This window comes from Oceanobacillus sp. AG (assembly GCF_009746545.1).
In the GTDB taxonomy this organism is placed as follows: domain Bacteria; phylum Bacillota; class Bacilli; order Bacillales; family Amphibacillaceae; genus Oceanobacillus; species Oceanobacillus indicireducens.
On sequence record NZ_WOWT01000019.1, the window covers coordinates 13,452 to 34,795 of the forward strand.

A 21,344-nucleotide genomic window follows, 5' to 3' on the forward strand; every position below is an offset into this window, starting at 1 on the left:
CCCTCCTAATTATCTCTTTTATAAAATGGTGTAGGTACTACTTTCGCTTTCAGTTGCCGTTTCCTTACTTGAATCAACAGTTCTGTTCCAATTTCTGTATAATCCGTGTCGAGTAATGCATGGCCAATATTTTTCTTTAAAGTCGGTGATTGTGTTCCTGTCGTGATATGTCCGATTACTTTTTCTCCGTCTTCAGATAGAACTTCATAATCGGTTCTCGGGATCCCTTTGTCTATCATTTCCAGACCGACAATTTCTCTTTTTGGTCCATTCTCAACCTGTTCTTTTAAGACATCCTTCCCAATGAAATTAGCTTCTTTAGCAACTTTAACCGCAAAAGTCAAACCTGCTTCAATAGGCGTAATTGTTTCGGAAAGTTCCTGCCCATATAACGGCAAGTTTGCTTCAAAACGGAGTGTATCTCGAGCCCCGAGACCAGCTGGTACAATTCCTGCTTCTTTCCCGGTCTCTAAGATAAGATTCCAAAGCTTTCCTGCCTCTTCAGGCGCAACATAAATTTCAAAGCCATCTTCACCCGTATAACCTGAACGGGAGATTATCGTCCCTTGTTCAATCCCATGTATTGCAACATGCATTTCAAATCGAAAAGCTTTAATTGCAGCTAGGTTTGTGTCGGTGAGTTCTTGTAAAATAGCTTCTGCTTTCGGTCCCTGAATGGCTAGAAGACCATATCGTTCCGATTCATCAACAATCGCAACTTCATTTGATGCATAATTATTATGTTTCTTTAACCACATTAAATCTTTTTCAGTATTAGCAGCGTTAACGACGAGCATGTAATGGTCCTCTCCTAGCATGTAGATGAGTAAATCATCAACTACTCCACCATTCTCGTTACAAAGAAATGTGTATTGTGCTTTCTTCGGTTCCAGCTTACTTATGTCATTCGTCGTCATCGTTTGAAGAAATGCTACCGCCTTACTTCCTTTTACAATAATTTCTCCCATATGGGACACATCAAACAGGCCTGCGCTTGTTCTAGTTGCGTTATGTTCTTCTTTAATCCCCGAAAACTGTACAGGTAAATCCCAACCTCCAAAATCAATTGTTTTCGCCCCATACTTTTCATACTCCGAAAAAATCGGCGTACGTTTTAATGGTTCCATCTCCATCACTCCCTCTGAAGTCAATAAAAGATTTTATATTCTGACATTAACAATATAAAAAGACAGAGATTTCCTTATGTGTAAGAAATCTCTGTCCTTCTACCAGAAAGTTGCGCAAGAACATGCCAGGTTTCCCTTCCGTTCCTACTTGCTTCTTGGGTGGTTTACGATATGTAAACGCTCTCCAGAGTTGTGTCCGATAAGAGTCTTTTTGCCTGAGAGATTCGTCTTAAGCTTGCTCCTTCGGCGTTACATTAAGATCATGTAAGCTCTCCCCTTATCTTCATCCACAGCATATATTTTTTTATAATGGTAAAACTAAGTCTATCATAAGAAATCCTCTACCTTTGCATTGAATATACCATAATATTTAAAAAAGGTATAGTGAAATCCAAATTTTATTTAGATACTCGGGGTGTAACATATGGATTTGGTACATTTGAATCGTAATCAGACTTTTATAAAAGAATTAGAGGAACGGCTTGACAGTGATGGCCCGTTTAGTTCCTTTCAGTTGTTTTCGCTCGCCTATCAGGCAGAACAGGCAAGGATCGTCCCTTCTTTTCACGGGTTAAGAAGTTTGGATTTTTTACCGCATATGTCTTTTCTTGACCATCAGCTGGAAACAGCTCTAGAAGCAATCGAAAAAATGAATGGCAGGGTTATACTTGCTGATGAGGTTGGTTTAGGAAAAACTATTGAAGCAGGGTTGATTTTAAAAGAATATATGTTGCGGGGTCTCGTTAAAAATGCACTAATCCTTGTTCCTGCCTCCCTTGTGAACCAATGGGTGAATGAATTGAATACGAAATTCTATATACCTGCTGTCAGTCACCGGAAACATCATAACTGGGAAGGCAATACTATTCTAGTTTCTTCCCTTGATACTGCTAAACGAACTCCACACCAAGAAGTGATTCTAGCAAATGAGTATGACTTCGTTTTAATTGATGAGGCGCATAAACTTAAAAACCATCAGACGAAAAATTATCAATTTGTACGGCAGATTAAAAAGAAGTATTGCCTGCTGTTGACTGCTACGCCAATTCAAAATGATTTAATGGAGATATTCAACCTTATTTCGATTTTAAAACCGGGTCATCTTGGAGATGTTGCCTCGTTTAAAGAGAAATATTCCGGAAATAAGGGAAAACAAGAAGCTGACGCCTATCTGAAACAACTTATTGAACGGGTCATGATTCGCAATACGAGGGAAAATACAAATTTAAAACCATCGAACCGGATTATCGAAACCATTCTCGTTGATTTTACAAAGGAAGAAACAGAAGTCTATCAACAGTTAAATAATATGCAACGGGGGCAAGATATATTTACAAAGATTACATTACTGCGAGAGATCTGTTCTTCTAGAGAGGCTTGTTTTCTGTCACTTCAGAAATTACAAGAAGCAAACACCCCAGATGAAGAAATCCATTCCATCATTCAAAAAATCAATGAATTGCCAGCCCATTCAAAAGCATTAAAAACAGTTGAATTAATTGAACAAATTGGCAATGAAAAAGTAATTATCTTCACGGAATACCGCGCAACCCAATTGTATTTACAGTGGATTCTGCAGCAGCACGGGATTAGTTCTGTACCATTTCGGGGCGGCTTTAACCGTAGTAAGAAAGATTGGATGCTACAGCTTTTTAAAGGAAAAGCACAAGTATTAATTGCTACCGAAGCAGGAGCCGAGGGGATCAACCTGCAGTTTTGCCACCATATGATTAACTATGATTTACCATGGAATCCAATGAAAATTGAACAACGGATTGGTCGAATCCATCGGTTTGGTCAGGAAAATGATGTGAAGGTATACAATCTTGCTGTTAAGCAAACGATTGAGGAACATATTTTAAATGTACTATATGAGAAGATAAGACTATTTGAAAACGTGATCGGCGAGCTTGATGCAATTCTCTCTGATTTGAATATTCAAGATATGGAACAGGAAATAGAGACCATTTACAGAGAGTCCGACTCATTAGGAGAAGCAGAGATTAAACTTGAGAACTTAGCATCCATCGTCCATAAATTGGCTGATGACATGAATGAAAAAAGTGTAGGTGAATAAAATGGCAATCGTAAACATCGAACAATTTATGATCGACTTTTTCAGTGCATATCAATGTAAGCTTTTGAATAAAGAAAATGGTGTCTTACAAGTAGAGTTAACAGAGGAATTGGATAAAGTATTAATGAATCGTCCATTCTATTGGCATTATATGCAAAACCTTGGGCAAAAAGGAGTACCAATGACGCTCACACTCATTACGAACCCGGAAAAACGAGATCAACAAGGGGAATGGATTGATATAGGCAGTCCCAGGCTGCAACAGATATTCAACCATGTCACACATCACGAAAAGTATACATTGCTCTTCCAAGAAGTGAATACCGATAAAAATACACCTCTTTACCCATGGTTACTCGCGAACTTTAAAGTAAGTTATCGAGGCAGACAAAAGAAGGAAGAGATTATTTCATTAGGAATTCAACTTGTCACCGGAAAAGTTATTGTAAATATGATGGATGAATTAAATAAACTCAATTTGAAACAGCAAATATCTAATTTTTGTTATACGATCTCGCCAATCATTACGCTCGCAAGTGGTTATAAACGGATTGAAAAAATCATCCAACATTATGTTGAAAACCAGCCGAAAGAGTGGATCAATGAAGCGATTGAAACACGGAATGAAGAAATCGCCCTCTTAAAACAATTTTATAAAGACGATTTGGAGAATGATATTGTTAAGAAGGAATTGGAAGAAATTCATAATCGGTATACTCCAGAGATAGCAATTGACGTAACAAGCGGAGGATTAATCTACCTGCTCCAACAATTTCCCGAAGTTTAAGCCCGCCTACCTTTTATAAACAATTTAAATGAGAAAGGAAGGATTCCGAACCAGCGATTCAACACAACGGATTCTTCTTGCTTGTCGGTTTTCCTCCTTTCCTTCCGCTCCTCCCGCGGGCTGTTCATGTATTTAACTATTTCCTCTGTTATAAACTTCAAATAATTATTAGTCGACATTTTGTACCTCCTCCTATTTTTTAATAGCTTTTACGACTAAATTATATTTATACAAAAAAACAAAAAATAAAGCAGGAATATCTTATTACATGTCGAATCATATAATTTAAAGGAGGTGACGACTAGTTGAACCCGGCATTACCTTTGGTTAAACAGATAATGCAACAAGCAATCAAGCAACATGCTACAGACCTTCATTTCTTGCCCTCACAAAAAGAAACGAACATCCATTTCCGTATCCAAGGCAAACGAAAACTTTTTCGTACGATCCCAACGAATCAATATGAGCTTTTACTCACCTTTTTTAAATTCACGGCAGGTATGGATATAGGAGAATCAAAAAAGCCCCAAGACGGCAGTATTGCCAATATTTTCCCGAACCTCGGTAAACATACATTAAGATTGTCAACCTTACCGCTCCTCGATTCGGAAAGTTTGGCGATTAGGATTTTACCACAAGAAGATTCCCTTCCACTCGATGAATTATTTCTATTCCCTTACCAATTGAATAAACTTAAAGAATTAGCGAGCGCACGTTCAGGCTTATTTTTAATTACCGGACCAGCTGGTAGCGGAAAGTCGACAACGCTTTATGCCTTAATCCATTTTCTAATGAAAGAACATTCCTTTCAAGCTGTGACCCTTGAGGATCCTGTTGAAAGACAAATGGATGATGTCATTCAAGTGCAAATCAATGAACAAGCAGGGATTACGTATCAAGCAGGATTGAAGGCTGCATTACGGCATGACCCGGATTTATTGATGGTTGGAGAGTTACGAGATGAATCAACTGCACATTTTGCATTACAGTCATCCCTGACAGGTCACCTTGTTCTTAGTACACTCCATGCACGAAATGCTGTTGGAACAATTTACCGACTGCTTGATATGGGCATTAAACAACAAGACCTGCTTCAATCGCTAATAGCTGTTGCATCTATTCAATTAATTCCAATTCAGCATAAAGGCACTGTTCGCCGGGCAGCGATATTAGAATTGCTTGAAGGCGACAAGTTAAATGACGCAATCCAAACACGTCTTGATATTGGACAACATGGCACTAATTCTTTTGATCATTTAAGGAGGAAAGCATATGCTTATGGCTTCTCCCCTGAAGCTTTTCGTCAAGAAACAACGAAAATTACCTGAAACAATTCAAATCAGATTTTTGAAACGTGTAGAACGTTTTTTAACAAATGGTTATTCCTTACAAGATGCACTCGAAGCGACAGCTTGGGATAAGGACCTGGCACCTATTTCACAATACTTTTTAGTAAAATTAAAAGAAGGTGCACGGCTTGATAATATTTTCGAGAGCGCTGGCTTCCACCCTGCTATCAGCTCCTTTCTTTATTTTGTCCATGCGAATTCTGATTTGAACGAGGCAATAAGAAAATGCTTGGAATTGGTCGAGCATCAATTTCAAAACGTCCGCAAATTTAAGCAGATTATTCGTTACCCTCTATTTTTACTGCTTATATTCTCTGTTGTTTTGTTTTTTATTAATCACCGTGTACTACCCGCATTTCAAACCTTATTTACTTCATCTCCCGAAACGCAAACAACAATCAACATTCTAAAATGGCTGATGGACTTTATTCAGTTTTCCGCTATTTCCATCGTAGTGGTCGGTATCTTGTTTGTAATTATCTGGCGGCACGTGCAGCCAAGAATGGCAATGGAAGAACAATTGAAAGTAGTTCAGCGCATTCCAGGCTATCGCTACTACTTACGTCTGCAAACAAGCCTCCAGCTCGCCACACATTTCAGCTCTTTGCTTAAAGCAGGACTCACTTTAAAGGAAATACTTGCCGAACTTGCAAACCAAAACAGACTTCCTATCCTTTCTTACTATGCAATATTACTAACGAATAACCTAGAACGCGGATACCATATCAGCAGCTTGCTTGAAGAATTGCCCTTAATTGAAAAACAATTAGCTGTTATTTTCCAGAAGAATACAACCGTTCCCGTATTAGAGAAGGATCTGACGTTATACAGTGATATGCTGCTTGAAGAGATAGAGCGGGTGACGATTCGGGTTATTACGTATATTCAACCCGTATTTTATACAGTGCTCGGGGTATTTATAATTTTTATCTATTTAAGTATTATGTGGCCCATGTTTCAACTGATTAATTCATTTTAAAAGGAGCGATTTATTTTGTTCAACAACGAACGCGCGTTTACCCTAATTGAAATGCTGATTGTTATGCTTGTTATCTCCGTCTTATTATTACTGATTATCCCTAACTTGGCAAATCAGTCGGAAAGTGTGAATGATAAAGGTTGCGAAGCACTAAAGGAGATTGTACAAACCCAAGCAGAAGCATATTATTTGGATAACAAAGAGAAGGTGAATAATATACAAACTCTCGTTTCAGCAGGCTATTTAAAAGACAATCAAACAAGTTGCGGGGACACTCCAATCACTATCCGTAATGGAAAAGTAAACGATGACTCGTAACGATGAAGAAAAATGGTTTCACGCTTATCGAAATGCTCGTTACACTAAGCATACTTTCAATTCTTTTCCTACTCACCGTTCCTGTTCAGTCTGAATTGCTCGGAAAACAGCAGGAGGAACAATTTATTGAGACATTAAAGCAAGATGTGCTTTTCATACAAAATCAATCGAGCAAGCATACGAGAGATGAGATGTACATCCGATTCTATGATAATCATTACAGTATCTTATCTGGAGTAAATAAACCTTTTGCAGAACGGGACTACCCAGCGGACTGGACGTTGGTCGCCAGTAATCAAACACGGTTACTCCGATTTGTGCAATCGGGAACCGTACTCCAGCCCCGTACGCTCGTTATGTATACACCTAGTGAAAAGTTATTTATCGTATTCCCACTCGGTAAAGGGAGGTTTTATATTGAAAAAGAAAAACGGGTACTCGATGATTGAAGTTCTGATCGCGTCAAGTATATTTTTTCAAGCCCTCATTCTATTTATACCGATTTATGCGGATATTCAACTGGCCTACAATACTCTCAGTGACAAAAGATGGGCGGCTAACCAATTACAAACTGAATTGCAGCAATTTATTTGGGGGAAGCCTCCCCCGCTCCCCGCTGTTCTTGAAACAACAAGAAATGATACATTATTTCATTTTGAATTTAATAAGGAGGATATCTATACGAAAGGATGTGTATCTTGGCAGAATGCAAAAGAGTCTGAAGAAACCATCTGTCTATTCGCATTACGTAAAGAATGAGCAAGGGTTTAATTTTATTTCCTTAATGACGATGGTAACGATTATCTTTCTCACATTACCGTTTTTAGCCTATGCTTTGCAAACAGTCAAGACAACTAATAATTATGAAGAGTTGGCGGTATACGAACTTTTCCGTTTTATCCGAGATGATATCCTGAAGTCTCATGATTACTATATCCGCGATCACGCACTATATTTACTTCAAGAAGACGATGAAACGGTCACAATCAGTAAATATGATTCACTAATAAGAAGACAAGTTAATGGCAGAGGGCATGAAATTTACTTGCGTGGGGTGGAGTCTCTTAGATTTAAGGAAGAACCGTTTGGTATAAAGTTAGTCATCACCACTGAAGAAGGTGCAACATATGAAAAGATTTTCACGTTTTATAATGGAGTCTAGTGGATTTATTTTGCTTCATGTATTATTTATCATCGCCATCCTCTTCCTCATTGTTACCGGCAGTATTTTCTCTTACAGAAATGAAGTGTATATAACAGCTACACAAGTAGAACATATTCAAGTCGAAAGTTTATTTCAAATGGCCCGTTTGAAGTATGTGGAGGAACAAATGGAATATAAGGAGATACTGCAAGCCGTCAGCTATAACTTTCCGAATGGTCATGTAGAAATTACTATCTCCCACTTTACCGAGGCTTACCGAAAGTTACAATTCAACATTCAACCGTTTAACCAGGACTACGCTTTTTCAATCAATCACCTTATCCATAACGATATATTTCATCAATAATTATGTACACTTTTCAACAAAGCTGCAATACTCACCCTTTCTCACGATTTTTCTAATATAATTAAGGTATAAAAGAACTTTATTCATTGGGATTTTTTATATTTTCCCGCTGAATATTCTGTGAGTGAATTAGAGTGTTATCGTCTGCTATCATTCGCCTCACTAGATTTAATTTATCTTTCTTTTCAAAGATAAAAGTGAGATGAAGGATGAGGATGCATCATGATAATCGATTTAGAATGATGGGGTGAAAACAATGAAAGACATGTTAAAAGTTACCAATGTGATGAGCGACCCTACGAGATTTAATATTTATCAGCATTTAGTGGAAAACCATAAAGACGTGAGTGTCACAGATATTTCCCGGGTTTTTGAGATTCACCCGAATGTGGCGAGACTCCATTTATCAAAACTTGAGGAAATTAATCTTGTTACCTCTTTTTTACAAAAAACAGGTAAAGGCGGCCGTCCTGGTAGACGCTATCAGTTATCGAATGAAGTTGTCGAATTGAACTTCCCTGCGCGGGATTATAAAATCCTTTCATCCATTACTCTTGAAGCTTTGATGGAACTTGGAGAGCCAGGGAAACAAGCACTTTACGAAACAGGAAAAAAATATGGAACAGAAGTAATGCATCAGGATATCAAATATCTTGAGGATGATGCGAATATTTATGAAAAAATTACCGTGCTTGAACGAACAGGCCGCATGCTCGGCATGTACCCTTCTTTCAAGTACAACGAAGAAATGAAAGCCATTAGTTTCTCTGTGAATAATTGTCCATTTAAAGAGATTGCGAACAATAATCACCATCTGGTATGCGAGATGCATCAAATATTTTTAAAAGGAATGTTTGAAGCATTGTTTACCTCAATTGAATTGGTTGAAGAAAAAAATATGTTTACCGACAATTGCAGTAATTGCGCATATATCGCAAAACTTTCGATCGTTTAATGTCAATCGTTTACAATATTTGCTTCCTCGTTTATAATAATTATGATAGGTCAACTAGAAGGAGGGGGAAAGAGACATGGATCGTGTGTTTCGTATGCTGGGCTTTTGGACAGGGATCTTTGCCGTTATGTTCTACGTTGGGGACATGATGGTTCCATCCGTACTATCCTTGATTCAAACAGTATTTTTCCTTACATTAGGCTACTTAAAATTATCAGAACGGATGTATATGTATTTATTCGGAGCTTATTTAACAGTATTCATGGTAGGTTATACATGGTATTCTGAATTTATACTTGTACCGGGGTTCGGCGGTTAAACGCGAAAAAACCATGCAAGGGGTATTTGCATGGTTTTTTCTATTATAAGAAACTATACAATAAAAATGCTGTGATAACTTAAGCTTCAAAGCTAGCCATGTCCTCGGGTAACATCAAACGCCCCCATCTCATCTAGGTAGGCGAAGTTTGTACGTTGCTGCGACTGCTGGATGTACTAGTACAAAGCCCCTCTGTGGGATGAGTAATCGTACACCCAGGCACACATGAAACGAATCGCGAAACTTCCTGCAAGGGAGCTTGCACTTTTGTTCCCATTTTAACATGCCTGCATCATCCACGGAAAAACGGATTGTTTACTTTTTCAAAACCAATGGTTGTACTTGGACCATGTCCAGGATATACCCTATACTCATCATCTAATTGATATAGTTTCCTTGTGACAGAGTGTTCAAGTGTCGGCAAGTCTCCTCCGGGTAAATCTGTTCTACCTATCCCTTGATTAAAAAGGACATCTCCGCTGAATACTTGCTTCGAGTCTGTAAAGATAAAACTCATACTTCCTGGCGAATGCCCCGGTGTATGGGCAACTGTAAAGTGAAACTCCCCGATCGTAAGCTCACCTTCTTCCAGCGTTATTTCTGCCTCTGTTGCAGTGATTTCCCCGCCCATTAACTTATGGGACCCATTAAGCATCGGATCTGTTAACCAACTCTGTTCCGCCTGATGAATATACACATTCACCTGAAACTTATTTCTCACTGCCTCCAAGCCACCAATGTGGTCAAAGTGAGCATGTGTTAATAAGATTCCTAAGGGTGTCAGTTCATTTTCCTCTATATATTGAATGATTTTCTCCGCGTCACCACCTGGATCCACAATAAGCGCATGTTTCCCCTTTGATAAGATGTAACAGTTAGTTCCAATCATACCGACCGGCATCGTTTTTATTTCCATTGTTCTCGTCCCCTTTAGTTACCGATGCATTCCTTTAGGTTATGCCTCGACAAAAATATTAATATGCATTAGAATGATTATAGAGTATCTACATAATAATATAAAGGGATCCTTAGTGCTAGTATTTTATTCTAAGGGAGAATAGACATAAGGAGGGTGAATTTTTGATGAGTCACATTATATTAGGTATCTTATTTTTGTTAGTTGCTTTACTTGCCGTTGTTTCAGTAATTCGTCAATTAAAAATTAAAAATTATTTTGCATTGATTTTTTCTGTATTAACAGCAGCAACTTTTGGATTCTTTTCTATTGCTACGATCATTTCAGAGCTAGCTAACCTCTAAGTAACTATAATCTAATATAATCGAGTAGGTGACTAACCATTAGTCGGTTAGTCAATCTCTTACACGCCGTACGTACGGTTCCGTATACGGCGGTTCAACCTTTTAAATATCGAGGCTCATAGAGTGTGGACAAATCTTTAAGTCCCCATTTTATGAGCTTTTCATTTAGTATGGCATGATGGATAGTATCTTCATTAAAGCTCGCCAATATCCTTTGCGAGTATTAGCCAGCAACATTCTGTCATTATCACTTCGGACGCCCTTCCCTTCCGCTAGCAATTCCTGCTGCCAAGCCTGTAGTGGACGTTCCCCACCAAGTTATATCCCATGCTAGACACATACGAAAAAACAGGTAGAGAATATTACTTCTCTACCTGTTTTTCTTCTGTGAAATCTACAAAACGGAATAGATCTCCATATATAATGTTATCGGAATAGCTTAATTCCAATTCTACTTTTTCAGCAATTTCATCACAAGGACTGCTCGTTCCTGTAGTAGCTTCTTCCTCTGATGTAGCTTCATCCTCCACATCAGCTAGTTCACCAGTATGAACATCATAGCACATACCTGCCGTTGAAAGATAATCATCACTCACAAAATCACCGTTTCTCAAAGCGATATAGCCTTTTCGGTTCTTTGCAAATAAATCATTACCGAAGTAAATATCGTTTTTATGTTCAATCCCAAGAAGGCTTAGAATTGTCGGCTTTAAGTCAATTTGACCGGAAACTGTAGAGATTGTTTCCCCTTTGCCATGACCTGGTATGTGAATGAATAATGGTACTTTTAGTAACTGGACCTGGTCATATGGTGTGATTTCTTCCTTATCCAAGAACATGCTCATAGCACGATTATGGTTAGCACTGATTCCAATATGGTCTCCCATAATAATGATGATGGAATCTTCATAAAGACCTGCCTGTTTTAGGTGATCGAAGAATTCTTCAATCGCTTCATCCGCATAACGTACGGTCGGGAAGTAATTATTTAACGTATTCGAATTGGAATCATATGGTTCGATTGATTTGTCTTCTTCATCCAATTCAAATGGGAAGTGGTTAGTCAGTGTAATGAATTTCGTATAGAATGGTTGTTCCATTGCTTGTAAATACTTAATTGATTGTTCAAAGTACGGTTTATCCTTGAGTCCCCAGCCAACTGAATTTTCATCGGTTATTTCATAAGCTTCATCACTATAAAAATGATCAAGGTTCAAGCTTCTGTACATCCCATCACGGTTCCAGAAACTCTTATTATTCGCATGAAGCACTGCTGAAAAATAATCCTCTTCCTTCAGTATTTCAGGTAGAGCATGGTATTCATTACCTCCATGAGTGAAAAATACAGCCCCTCTTGAAAGTGGATATAATGAATTTTCAACTAGGAATTCTGAATCCGATGTCTTCCCTTGACCCGTTTGTTCAAAGAAGTTATCGAAGTAATACGTATCCTCATCTTCAACAAGCTTATTGAGGAATGGTGTAATTTCTTGCCCATTCACTTCTTTTCCTACAACAAAGCCTTGGACCGATTCCGCATTGATGAATATAACATTTTTACCTTCAGCGACCCCGAACATATCCGATTTCTCGGTCACTTTTACATTATCTTCAATATAATCTTTAATTTCCGGGATTTCATTTCCATCTGCGAACACACGTTGCGACTCTGTTTTCGAATGTATAACAAGGTCATAGACATGGTAATTAAATAATCCGATATTCTTCACTAAATACTCCCTGTCAAATGCACGTGTAAATAATTGCGGTCTTTCCATTTCAGCTAAGAAAAAGTTACCCGCAAGCAACAATAGAGACATGGAAAGCGCAAAAGCTTTTCCTCGCTTCAAATACTGAACAGATAAAGTTGATTCTTTCTTTTTACTCAAATACCAAATAATTGCGGCATCTGTAAATAACAGAATGTCATATGGTTTAATCAACGTAAGAATACTTGAACCCAAATCCGTCATGTTGCTTCCCATAAATAATTGCGGAAGTGTAATAAAGTCCGTAAATTGACGATAGAATACTAAGTTAGCAAATACGATAAAGCTGAAAATAAATGCTGTATAACGCAAGTATTTCATTTGTCTTGATGGTTTATTAAACCAAACGGACACTGCAAAAATTAGAAATGCCGAGACAAACGGATTAATAAATAAGATGAGCTCTTGCATTCTATTATCTAGTTCAATATTAAACATAAAACGGTAAACAATATATGTTTTAAGACCGAATAGCAAGGACGCAATAATATATAACGGTATTCTTGCTTGTTTTTTCCTCATTCTAAATCCTCCCAAATATAAAGAGAACAGACGCGTTAAACTCCACTATTCCCTCTTTGAGCAATTTGTAAACTGTTTTTTTACAATCCACTTATACTATTAGACGTAAACCAACTAATAAAGGTTTCATTTTTTTACATTTGCTTCATAGTTTTTCTGACATCTTATTTTACTAGATAAACAGAAAAAAATCTAGAGTAAACTTTTTTCCACATTCTGCTTAACACAGAAAGCTGCTCCGATGATACCCGCATCATTGCCAAGTACAGCTTGCTTGATTTCACAGTTAGCTTTTACCCGTGGTAAAGCATAGGCTTCAAAATGATCACGAATTTGATTGATAAATGGTTCCCCAGCTTGAGAGACCCCACCACCAATCAAGATTTTCTCCGGATTCAGTATGACACCTAAATCCGCAAATGTTCGCCCTAATGTTGCTGCAACCGTACTGACTATTTCCATTGCAGCTTTATCGGCTTTCTCAGCCAATTGAAAAACATCTTTTGCTGTAAGATCCTTTTTTTCATTATACATTTTAGCAAGTTCTGATTCCGGCTGTTTTATGCTTAAATCCTTTGCGAGCCTTACTATGCCGGTAGCTGAAGCGATTGTTTCTAAACAACCACTCTTTCCGCAATTGCAAGGTGCTCCGTTCTCTTCAATTAATATATGTCCAAGTTCTCCGGCCATGCCACTTATTCCATTTAGGATTGAACCGTTAGCTATGATGCCACCGCCAACTCCAGTTCCGAGCGTAACGGCAATAACATGCTTTCCTTCATTCCCTGCACCTTGCCAATTTTCACCTAACACAGCCATGTTTGCATCATTTTCGATAAATACAGGTAAGCCGGATAAATCACTCAGTTCTTTCGTGAACTGCTTATTTCTCCATCCTATATTCGTTCCATAGTGGACAATACCTTCTTCACTACTGATAAAGCCTGGAATTCCTGCTCCGATACCGAGAATCTCATCCGTTGTTATATCCTTCTTTTCTAGAATTTCTTTTATAGATGCCCAGGTATCCGGCAATATGAAAAAACCATTGTCTTCAGTTCTTGTTGGGATATTCCACTTGTGCAGGAGTTCCCCTTCAGCCGTGAATAAGCCAAACTTAATGGAAGTGCCGCCGATATCAATGCCAATCATATATTTATTCATGACTTTGCCCTCTTTCTGCCTCTTCTAATGCATTTCTTTCTTTTTGTAGAACAAGTTTCCCACTAATGTATAGTTGTTGTGAAATAAAACCCAATTTATAAAGTTCTTCAAGTTCACTTTCCATTAATATAAGATCGCCGATACGATCTCGTGAATAAACGAATGTGCCGAATCGCTTTAAAAGCATTCGGACGTCATATACAGAGTTCAATAAATTTCACCACTCTCTATTATACCAAAGGAATCAATGTAAAGAAAATTATAGCGAAGTTTTATTAGAAAACAAGGCAGTAAGAATGGGTCTTACTGCCAAAAAAGAAAATAGGCTGGGAGATGTAGTTTAATGTTATTGTTACGAGAGGTTAAAATATTAATCTTTTTTACTCGGCTCACCAGCCCCCTTACACCTGCACTTATTGTGGGCAGCTGATGAGCCTCTCTTCCCACAGGGGCATTCGGTAATACGAGGCTGTTCCGAGAAAAAATGAGTTACTTCCTTACTAAAGCAATATAACATGATGAGACAACCAAATAAATTTATCGCCTTAGATCGGACCTAGTCGTTACTTTGTCGGTGAGTTTCCGATTATTTCTTCATATAGATCGATGACATCTTCATTGGTTGGGTCCATTTGGTAAGCTCGTTCGATTGCTTCTTTAGATTTTTCAGTATCTCCCTCGAGATCATATAAAATCGCCAAGTTGTGATATGCTTCTGGCAAAGGATTATCATAGGTGACACTCTCTTCTAAATCAATCAATGCTTCTTCATACCGTCCAAGCTTGATGTAAGCGTAGGAGCGTTGGAATAAAAGGGCGCTTTCCATATCCCCATTTAACTCTAATGCGTCCGTTGCTACATTAACAACCTTTTCATAATCATGATCAGCTAAATGCTCTTGGATCTGTAATAATTGAAATGATTGGCTATTTTCATTTGCATGGACGCCATAATATGTAACCCCAAACAGTAAACCAGCGGTAATGATTGCAGTACCGATTTGGAATAATGGCCGCTTATTCTTAGGCATGCCAACAATTGCTGCAGCAAGGAATCCGGCGATTAGTCCACCAACATGAGCCGCCATGTCGATTTCATCAATGGATAAACCAATCACTAAATTTATAGCTAATACAAGCAGTATGCTTGACCCAATTGTTTGGAAGAATAATCGTTTATGTATAATACCAAAATAAAGAAACGCACCGAACAAACCAAATATCGCCCCCGAAGCGCCGGCACTAACGCTTGTCGTAAAGGCGAAACTCGCGATTGAACCACCTAAACCGGCTATAAAATAAATGAGAACAAAACGGCTGCTTCCAAAGATTTTCTCAATTGCAGTACCTAAATAGTAGACGGCGAGCATGTTTAAGGCGAGATGAATAAATCCAATGTGGATAAACATGGAGCTAAACAAACGCCACCACTCCCCATCGATTATCATCGCAGGATTATACTTTGCACCGAATTCGATAAGCGTTTCAATCGAAGTGCTATCCCCTTTCCATTCAATATAAAAAAAGCAAAGCAAATTAATAATGATAAATGCATAAGAAAAGAGTGGTCTTCCGAAGCTAAAAATATTTTCGACTTCTTTCCGTTTATTCTTTAATGAAGATACAAAGTCATATTTAGTTTCTTCCACAACTTCTTCTTTTCTCTCATCTGGTAATTCAAGGTTATAGGAAATAGGTTGGTGTGGCAGCAAATCTTGTTCAAACCGTTCCGCTTCGTGAACATATTCTTCTTGATCCAAATAATAAACTCTCATGCTTACTTTCGGTTTTCCTTCAGCGGTCAATGGCTGTTTCAGTATTTCCCATGTATCTACAGGCTGATGCTTTGTAAAATAAAGGTTATATACCTCTATATTCTTGCCTAATAATTGTTTTACGTTTCGAACCCGTTGAAATAAAAATGAGATATCCTGTTTTAAATGGTTTTTCCAATCAAATCCTTTATGTATGAGGCGCACAACGATTGAAGTACGGTTTTCATTTTTCTCTAACCAGACTTCATTTGTCTTCTCATTTAAATATAATAAGTTAAATCTATGATTTTTCACAAGATCATTTGCAAAGGTATATAAAAGATATTGCTCATTTAAAGACATGGATTCACCTTCCTTCCCTTCATCATAGCAGATTTATTCTACTAAATATATTATTATAATCCCCACTCCATTTTCGCAACCTAAACAGCTGGATAACTTTAAAATCAAGTGAAACTGCGGAATACTTTCATACAGCGTAAGTGTTTGCAACTTACTTCTGGAGGTCCGCAGTCCAGACACCTCTCGCTTTCCGCAGGCGGCTGGTGAGCCTCCTCGTACGCTTTGCGTACTGCGGGGGGGCTCACCTATGCCTATCCTCCTGCAGGAGTCTCGAGGTGTCTGGACTGCTCCCAGGAAAAGCCCAATTTAGATCACTCTTTATTATTCCACAGATATAATTTCTATCGTGACATGGGGCTAGAATAAATGCTTTCAATAATAATCATCTTACCAGTTCAGTTGCCCGGTGGACGGTGACTCCTGCGGGAAAAGCACGAGTCTGGAGACCCCGCAGGGCGGTAGCCCGAGGAGGCTCCAGCTGTGCCCGCGGAAAGCATCCGTCCACCGGGCAACTGAACGGCGATTAGAGCGCCTTAATTAGTGAAAGAGCAGACACTTACGCTGTATGAAAGCATTCAGTAGCTATTAACCTTATATAAAATAAATAAAGCTCTCATCCGAGGATAAGAGCTTTATTATTGTTTTATTTAGTTTCACGGTGTAAAGTGTGTTTTTTAAGACGTGGACTATATTTCATAAGCTCAATACGTTCAGGATTTGTACGCTTGTTTTTCGTAGTAATATAGTTACGATCTCCTGTTTCTGTACAAGCTAACGTGATATTAACGCGCATGATTTTCCCTCCAAACTTTTCAAACTATCTTTAAGAATACATAAGCAATTTTATTAGACCTTTATTATAATAACAGATGTTGCAAAAAGATTCAACAATTCTCTAGGTAATTTTAAGGTTTTCATGACACTCATAATATGATATAACTAATATGTGGTTAAAGGGAGGGAAATAAATGATAATTGCGATTGTAACCATACTCATTATCGGTCTGGTCTTGTTCATCCTGTCTTATTTTATGAATGATCGATTGGAAGAGCTGGAAAGTCAAGTCGAACAGCTTTCGATTACTTCTATGCAGGATACATACCAAATGAAGAAGAAAATTAAAATACTAGAAGAAGAATTGCTCCCAGGAAATATTAATCAATCCTCCAGTTCGGAGTTTAAGGAACAATCTTGATTACTAGACGCCAGAAAAGGAGTTAAGCATGAAACATACACTACGCGCATTCTCAGTTGGCTTGATTACTACCGGATTGATTTTACTTGCTGTGTTTTATTTATTTGGTTATGGCAATGAAAGTACAGCAGAAGATACAACAGAAGAATTGATAGAGAAAATTGAAGAAAAAGGATTACGCGTTATTTCTGAAGAAGACTATATTAGCTTTACTTTAGGTAATAAAGAGAAAAATGATGATGAAACGGATGTAGCTGAGTCTGATGAAGAGGATGCTAAGGAATCCAAAGAAGAAAAAGAAAAAGCTAATGATGATAAAGCTGATGGAGATAAAGCCGCAAAAGAAGATAAAGAAAAGGATAAGAATAAAGAAAAAGCTGCTGACGATAAGAAAAAGGAAAAGCAGAAAGATGAAAAGCCTAAAAAGAAAGATAAGAATTCCCCTGTAGTCATTACAGTTGAACCAGGAATGGCAACTTCATATATTAGCGATATTCTTGAAGAAGAAGGACTTATCGACGATGCAGCATCTTTTAACAAATACTTGATTGATAACGACTATTCTTTACGTGTTCAAATGGGTAAACATGAACTAGAACGTGGTTTATCCGAATACGAAATAGCCGAACGTTTGACATCAAATTAAAAAACCAGTGCCTACTATTGGAGGCGCTGGTTTTTTAATTCGATTTTGTTTCCGAAAGTCTGGCAAAAATGATACTTCGTAGTGCGCCCATGCACCTTTGAAGCTCGTTGGCTCACTTTTTCCGCTCCACATGTACCTTGCTGACGCAGACTCATTTTCGACACACTATTAATCAATTAAGGTTATAATTTTTTCCTTTAACTAAGTAGAGTATGCTTTCCCCTATATTTGTAATATGGTCGGCGAAGCGTTCTAAGTAGCGGGCACAAAACGCTACTTGCATAATATATTGGATTTTATCCGGATTTGTTGCTGTTTCTCCAATCAGCTCGCTAACAATATGCTTATACATCTTATCTACTTTATCATCTGTTTCCGCTAATTTCTCAGCAACGGTAATATCTTCATATTTAAAAGCATGCATCGATGTTTTCAACATATCCATTGCAATTTCATGCATTTGCCGCAGACCTTCCGGAATAGTAGAAAGATTCTTATCTAAATGGATTGTTGCTTTTGCAATATTTTTAGCATTATCGCCCATTCTTTCGATATCGGTTACTACGCGGAGAGCAATAATAATCTGCCGTAGATCGGTTGCTACCGGTTGTTGTTTTGCAATCAGCAGCACCGATTTTTCATTTATTTCTCTTTCCAATTCATCAATTTGTTTATCTTCTTCAAGGATTTCTTTCGCTTGTTCCAAGTCTTGATTAATTAATGAATCGACAGCTTTCGACAATGCCTCGCCGGATAAGTTCGCCATTTTAATGACTTCTTCTTTCAACTGCTCTAATTCACTTTGAAACTGCTCACGTGTCGGGCTCATCCAATCTCCTCCAAACTATCTTCAATCCATTGCTAGACGTATGAATTGTATAGCTTAAGTATACCGGAAGATTGTTAAATGAGTGTTAAATTATTGTGTAAATAATATTGAGCTTTTTTACGATTCTCCATCTTCTGCCGCTTCTTCAGCATCGCCATCATCCTGCTCTTCTTGCATTTCGAAGTACGTATCAAGAATACGCTCGGCAATCCGGTTGGCGACATTCCCATCTTCTCTTGCATTAATGCCGATATTTGGAACCAGTACTGCAAAAGCAACTTCTGGGTTATCCATTGGAGCATAACCGATGATCGCACGGTTGATTGTATCATACCCTACCCCATCGACATAAACCGTATTCTCCGCTGTTCCCGTCTTACCTACAGCATTATAATCTTTCCCTGCAAAGTTACTATAAGCCGTACCGCGCTGCACTTGGAATGCTTGCCTAAAGCCTTCCTGCACTCGAGCAATTTCCGATTCGCTCGCTTGAATTTGATTCAAGTACTCTGTATTTATCGATTTATAAAGTGGACCTAATTCCTTCTTGGAAGCGATTGGTTCTCGTATCTCTTTTACGAAATGCGGGCGCACACGGTAACCATCATTAGCGATAGTCGAAACGTATTGAGCTAATTGAAGAGTTGTATACGTATCGTACTGGCCGATTGCATAGTTCATCAGTAGACCAACGTCATTTTTAGACTGACCAAGTACCCCTGTTGATTCAGATGGAAAATCTATACCTGTGGGAGCACCTAAACCAAATTGAAGGAAATAATTTCGCATTTCCTGCCATGCCGCAAGATCCATTGATGAACTCGCCCCATTTGGAAATGGAGTACGATAATCCCCCGCCATTCGTAGAGCAATATAGAACATATATATGTTCGATGATTCTTTCAATGCTTTGATATCATCTGCCAAACCAATTGTGCTTGATAAGGATCGTTTTTCTGGGGTGCCCGCTATTTTGATAGGCCTGTCATTAAAAATTTGCCCTGGACTAATAACACCTGAATGCAATCCCGCTAATACAGTAGCACCTTTTACAACCGAACCCGGTCGATGAGCATCATGCAATGTGTGATGCGGACTATAACTAAATGTCCCTTCCTTATGATCGTATGTTTTCCCGGCTACTGAAATTAATTCTCCTGTTTTCGGATCCATCACAACTGCTAGTGCATCGTTTAAGTAACGGTTATTATAAGGGTCTAATTGAATTGCCTTTCTTAACTCTTCCTCCAGAATCTCATCTACCTTTTCTTGGAATTCCATATCAATCGTTAGGATGAGATCCTTCCCTCTCTCACCCTTAACAAGGGTCTTGGAATCGATGATAGCACCTGATTTCGTCGTTGTATATTCAATTTTTTCTTTTGTACCCCTAAGAACATCTTCATACTGCTGTTCTAATCCACTTCTGCCAACCCGGTCATTTCTACTGTAGCCTCGTGACATGAAATATTGCATATTTTCTGCTGGGATCCCGGTTTGATGGGTACTGATACTTCCTAGAAGACTTCGAATTGTAGAGCCATACATATACTCACGATCCCAGTCTGTTGTTGCATTGATTCCTGGCAATTGGTCAAGATTTTCTGAGACGAGTGCATATTCTTCCGGTGTAACATCCTCATTTTTAATAATTTGCGGCGTTAAGGAGTAAGCTTTATCCAGTTCTTTTTTAATCCGGATCACTTCGAGTTCTTCTTTTGTAAAATTATTATCTGCCACATGCTCATCTGGAATGGATTTTAAAACCTCTTGGTAAATTTCTGCGTTGGACATGTCCTTCGTTTTTTCTTCCGGTAACAAGTCCTCGTATGTTTCTTCCCTTTCATCAGCTGATTTACCTTCGTTTTTTGCCAAATCTTTCAGATAGACATATTCGCGCTTATCCCGATCTGTTATTTTGTTAAGCTCTTCTTTGCTGTCCATCGAAATAAACTTCGCTAACTTTTCCGCGAGGTCTAAACGATCCTGTGGCTGCACACCTTTGGGAGGTGTATACGTAATGGAATATAGCGCCTTATTATCAACAACTAAATTTTCATTTCTGTCATATATTTTTCCCCGAGGTACCGGGATTTTAGTCGTATCTTGAATCGTTTTGTCAATTTCCTCTTGGAATTCTTCTCCATTCAGGATTTGCACGACACCTAGTTGAAAAATCAGCATTGAAAATAATAAGAACACGATGAAAAAGATTATATTTGTTCGAAAGGGAAGCTGTGCTCTTTTTTTCTTTTTTTCCTTCATTATACGCCCCCTCATTTTTCGTAATGCTGAAATATCTGCTCTTATATTCTACCATAAAACCTTATGTATTTCGTTATTTATTAGCAATTTATCGTTGTTAAGTCAGGGTGAAGTCCATTAAGACAAAAGAAAAACGTGAAGATTGATTTTCTTC

Annotated in this window: 24 protein-coding genes and 1 riboswitch; of the genes, 14 read left to right on the forward strand and 10 right to left on the reverse strand. The window is 38.2% G+C overall.

Annotation, left to right across the window (positions count from 1 at the left end; genetic code table 11):
* Positions 1–5: 5 nt before the first annotated feature.
* Positions 6–1,127, reverse strand: a complete 1,122-nt coding sequence (gene gcvT, locus GN217_RS11205) for a glycine cleavage system aminomethyltransferase GcvT (RefSeq protein WP_156856775.1) — start codon at positions 1,125–1,127, stop codon at positions 6–8.
* A gap of 193 nt (positions 1,128–1,320) precedes the next feature.
* A riboswitch (glycine riboswitch) is annotated at positions 1,321–1,414 on the reverse strand.
* Between the two features lie 137 nt (positions 1,415–1,551).
* On the opposite strand from gcvT, the gene GN217_RS11210 reads away from it, so the two are divergent.
* Positions 1,552–3,204, forward strand: coding sequence for a DEAD/DEAH box helicase (locus GN217_RS11210; protein ID WP_156856776.1), 1,653 nt, complete (start codon positions 1,552–1,554; stop codon positions 3,202–3,204).
* A gap of 1 nt (position 3,205) precedes the next feature.
* A complete protein-coding gene (locus GN217_RS11215) occupies positions 3,206–3,991 on the forward strand; it encodes a YqhG family protein (RefSeq protein ID WP_156856777.1) in 786 nt (261 codons plus the stop codon).
* On the opposite strand, the gene GN217_RS11220 is transcribed toward GN217_RS11215, so the two are convergent.
* The gene (locus GN217_RS11220) at positions 3,988–4,170 is read right to left on the reverse strand and encodes a YqzE family protein (RefSeq protein WP_156856778.1); all 183 of its coding nucleotides are present in this window, start codon (positions 4,168–4,170) and stop codon (positions 3,988–3,990) included. The genes GN217_RS11215 and GN217_RS11220 overlap by 4 nt on opposite strands.
* A gap of 144 nt (positions 4,171–4,314) precedes the next feature.
* On the opposite strand from GN217_RS11220, the gene comGA reads away from it, so the two are divergent.
* From comGA to GN217_RS11260, 9 genes are all read left to right on the forward strand, one after another.
* Complete coding sequence (comGA, locus tag GN217_RS11225; RefSeq protein ID WP_232334412.1) at positions 4,315–5,319, forward strand: competence type IV pilus ATPase ComGA; 1,005 nt, start codon at positions 4,315–4,317, stop codon at positions 5,317–5,319.
* Positions 5,264–6,319 (forward strand): type II secretion system F family protein, encoded by a 1,056-nt coding sequence (locus GN217_RS11230; RefSeq protein ID WP_156856779.1) that lies wholly within the window; start codon positions 5,264–5,266, stop codon positions 6,317–6,319. Before comGA ends, GN217_RS11230 begins: the two co-directional genes overlap by 56 nt.
* A gap of 15 nt (positions 6,320–6,334) precedes the next feature.
* The gene (gene comGC / locus GN217_RS11235) at positions 6,335–6,637 is read left to right on the forward strand and encodes a competence type IV pilus major pilin ComGC (RefSeq protein ID WP_255454386.1); all 303 of its coding nucleotides are present in this window, start codon (positions 6,335–6,337) and stop codon (positions 6,635–6,637) included.
* Between the two features lie 2 nt (positions 6,638–6,639).
* Positions 6,640–7,086: a competence type IV pilus minor pilin ComGD gene (gene comGD / locus GN217_RS11240; protein WP_156856780.1), complete on the forward strand. Its 447-nt coding sequence runs from the start codon at positions 6,640–6,642 to the stop codon at positions 7,084–7,086.
* On the forward strand, positions 7,055–7,396 hold the full coding sequence (locus GN217_RS18705; protein WP_198042640.1) for a type II secretion system protein: 342 nt from the start codon (positions 7,055–7,057) through the stop codon (positions 7,394–7,396). Before comGD ends, GN217_RS18705 begins: the two co-directional genes overlap by 32 nt.
* Positions 7,344–7,799 carry a competence type IV pilus minor pilin ComGF gene (locus GN217_RS11245; RefSeq protein WP_198042641.1) on the forward strand — a complete coding sequence of 152 codons (456 nt, stop codon included), beginning with the start codon at positions 7,344–7,346 and terminating at the stop codon, positions 7,797–7,799. Before GN217_RS18705 ends, GN217_RS11245 begins: the two co-directional genes overlap by 53 nt.
* Positions 7,789–8,148: a hypothetical protein gene (locus tag GN217_RS11250; RefSeq protein WP_156856782.1), complete on the forward strand. Its 360-nt coding sequence runs from the start codon at positions 7,789–7,791 to the stop codon at positions 8,146–8,148. The genes GN217_RS11245 and GN217_RS11250 overlap by 11 nt, the downstream gene beginning before the upstream one ends.
* Before the next feature lie 256 nt (positions 8,149–8,404).
* Complete coding sequence (locus GN217_RS11255; protein ID WP_156856839.1) at positions 8,405–9,103, forward strand: helix-turn-helix transcriptional regulator; 699 nt, start codon at positions 8,405–8,407, stop codon at positions 9,101–9,103.
* 76 nt (positions 9,104–9,179) lie between these two features.
* A complete protein-coding gene (locus GN217_RS11260) occupies positions 9,180–9,422 on the forward strand; it encodes a DUF2626 domain-containing protein (RefSeq protein ID WP_156856783.1) in 243 nt (80 codons plus the stop codon).
* Between the two features lie 292 nt (positions 9,423–9,714).
* On the opposite strand, the gene GN217_RS11265 is transcribed toward GN217_RS11260, so the two are convergent.
* Positions 9,715–10,338: an MBL fold metallo-hydrolase gene (locus GN217_RS11265; protein WP_156856784.1), complete on the reverse strand. Its 624-nt coding sequence runs from the start codon at positions 10,336–10,338 to the stop codon at positions 9,715–9,717.
* A gap of 167 nt (positions 10,339–10,505) precedes the next feature.
* On the opposite strand from GN217_RS11265, the gene GN217_RS11270 reads away from it, so the two are divergent.
* The gene (locus GN217_RS11270) at positions 10,506–10,682 is read left to right on the forward strand and encodes a DUF2759 family protein (protein ID WP_156856840.1); all 177 of its coding nucleotides are present in this window, start codon (positions 10,506–10,508) and stop codon (positions 10,680–10,682) included.
* Positions 10,683–11,044: 362 nt separating this feature from the next.
* Here the strand turns inward: GN217_RS11270 and GN217_RS11275 are convergent, their stop codons facing one another.
* The 5 genes from GN217_RS11275 to rpmG form a co-directional block, all read right to left on the reverse strand.
* Complete coding sequence (locus GN217_RS11275; RefSeq protein WP_156856785.1) at positions 11,045–12,973, reverse strand: LTA synthase family protein; 1,929 nt, start codon at positions 12,971–12,973, stop codon at positions 11,045–11,047.
* Between the two features lie 192 nt (positions 12,974–13,165).
* Entirely contained in the window at positions 13,166–14,137 is a 972-nt protein-coding gene (locus tag GN217_RS11280; RefSeq protein ID WP_156856786.1) for an ROK family glucokinase, read from the reverse strand.
* A complete protein-coding gene (locus GN217_RS11285; RefSeq protein WP_156856787.1) occupies positions 14,130–14,348 on the reverse strand; it encodes a YqgQ family protein in 219 nt (72 codons plus the stop codon). The genes GN217_RS11280 and GN217_RS11285 overlap by 8 nt, the downstream gene beginning before the upstream one ends.
* A 352-nt stretch (positions 14,349–14,700) precedes the next feature.
* Positions 14,701–16,254: a rhomboid family intramembrane serine protease gene (locus tag GN217_RS11290; RefSeq protein ID WP_156856788.1), complete on the reverse strand. Its 1,554-nt coding sequence runs from the start codon at positions 16,252–16,254 to the stop codon at positions 14,701–14,703.
* A gap of 643 nt (positions 16,255–16,897) precedes the next feature.
* The gene (gene rpmG / locus GN217_RS11295; protein WP_021291115.1) at positions 16,898–17,047 is read right to left on the reverse strand and encodes a 50S ribosomal protein L33; all 150 of its coding nucleotides are present in this window, start codon (positions 17,045–17,047) and stop codon (positions 16,898–16,900) included.
* A 175-nt stretch (positions 17,048–17,222) separates the two neighbouring features.
* Between rpmG and GN217_RS11300 the strand changes: the two genes are divergently transcribed.
* Positions 17,223–17,450, forward strand: coding sequence for a hypothetical protein (locus tag GN217_RS11300; RefSeq protein ID WP_156856789.1), 228 nt, complete (start codon positions 17,223–17,225; stop codon positions 17,448–17,450).
* A 28-nt stretch (positions 17,451–17,478) separates the two neighbouring features.
* Positions 17,479–18,096: an MltG/YceG/YrrL family protein gene (locus tag GN217_RS11305; protein WP_156856790.1), complete on the forward strand. Its 618-nt coding sequence runs from the start codon at positions 17,479–17,481 to the stop codon at positions 18,094–18,096.
* 172 nt (positions 18,097–18,268) lie between these two features.
* On the opposite strand, the gene phoU is transcribed toward GN217_RS11305, so the two are convergent.
* A complete protein-coding gene (gene phoU, locus GN217_RS11310) occupies positions 18,269–18,925 on the reverse strand; it encodes a phosphate signaling complex protein PhoU (RefSeq protein ID WP_156856791.1) in 657 nt (218 codons plus the stop codon).
* Between the two features lie 117 nt (positions 18,926–19,042).
* On the reverse strand, positions 19,043–21,190 hold the full coding sequence (locus GN217_RS11315; RefSeq protein ID WP_156856792.1) for a peptidoglycan D,D-transpeptidase FtsI family protein: 2,148 nt from the start codon (positions 21,188–21,190) through the stop codon (positions 19,043–19,045).
* Positions 21,191–21,344: the final 154 nt, after the last annotated feature.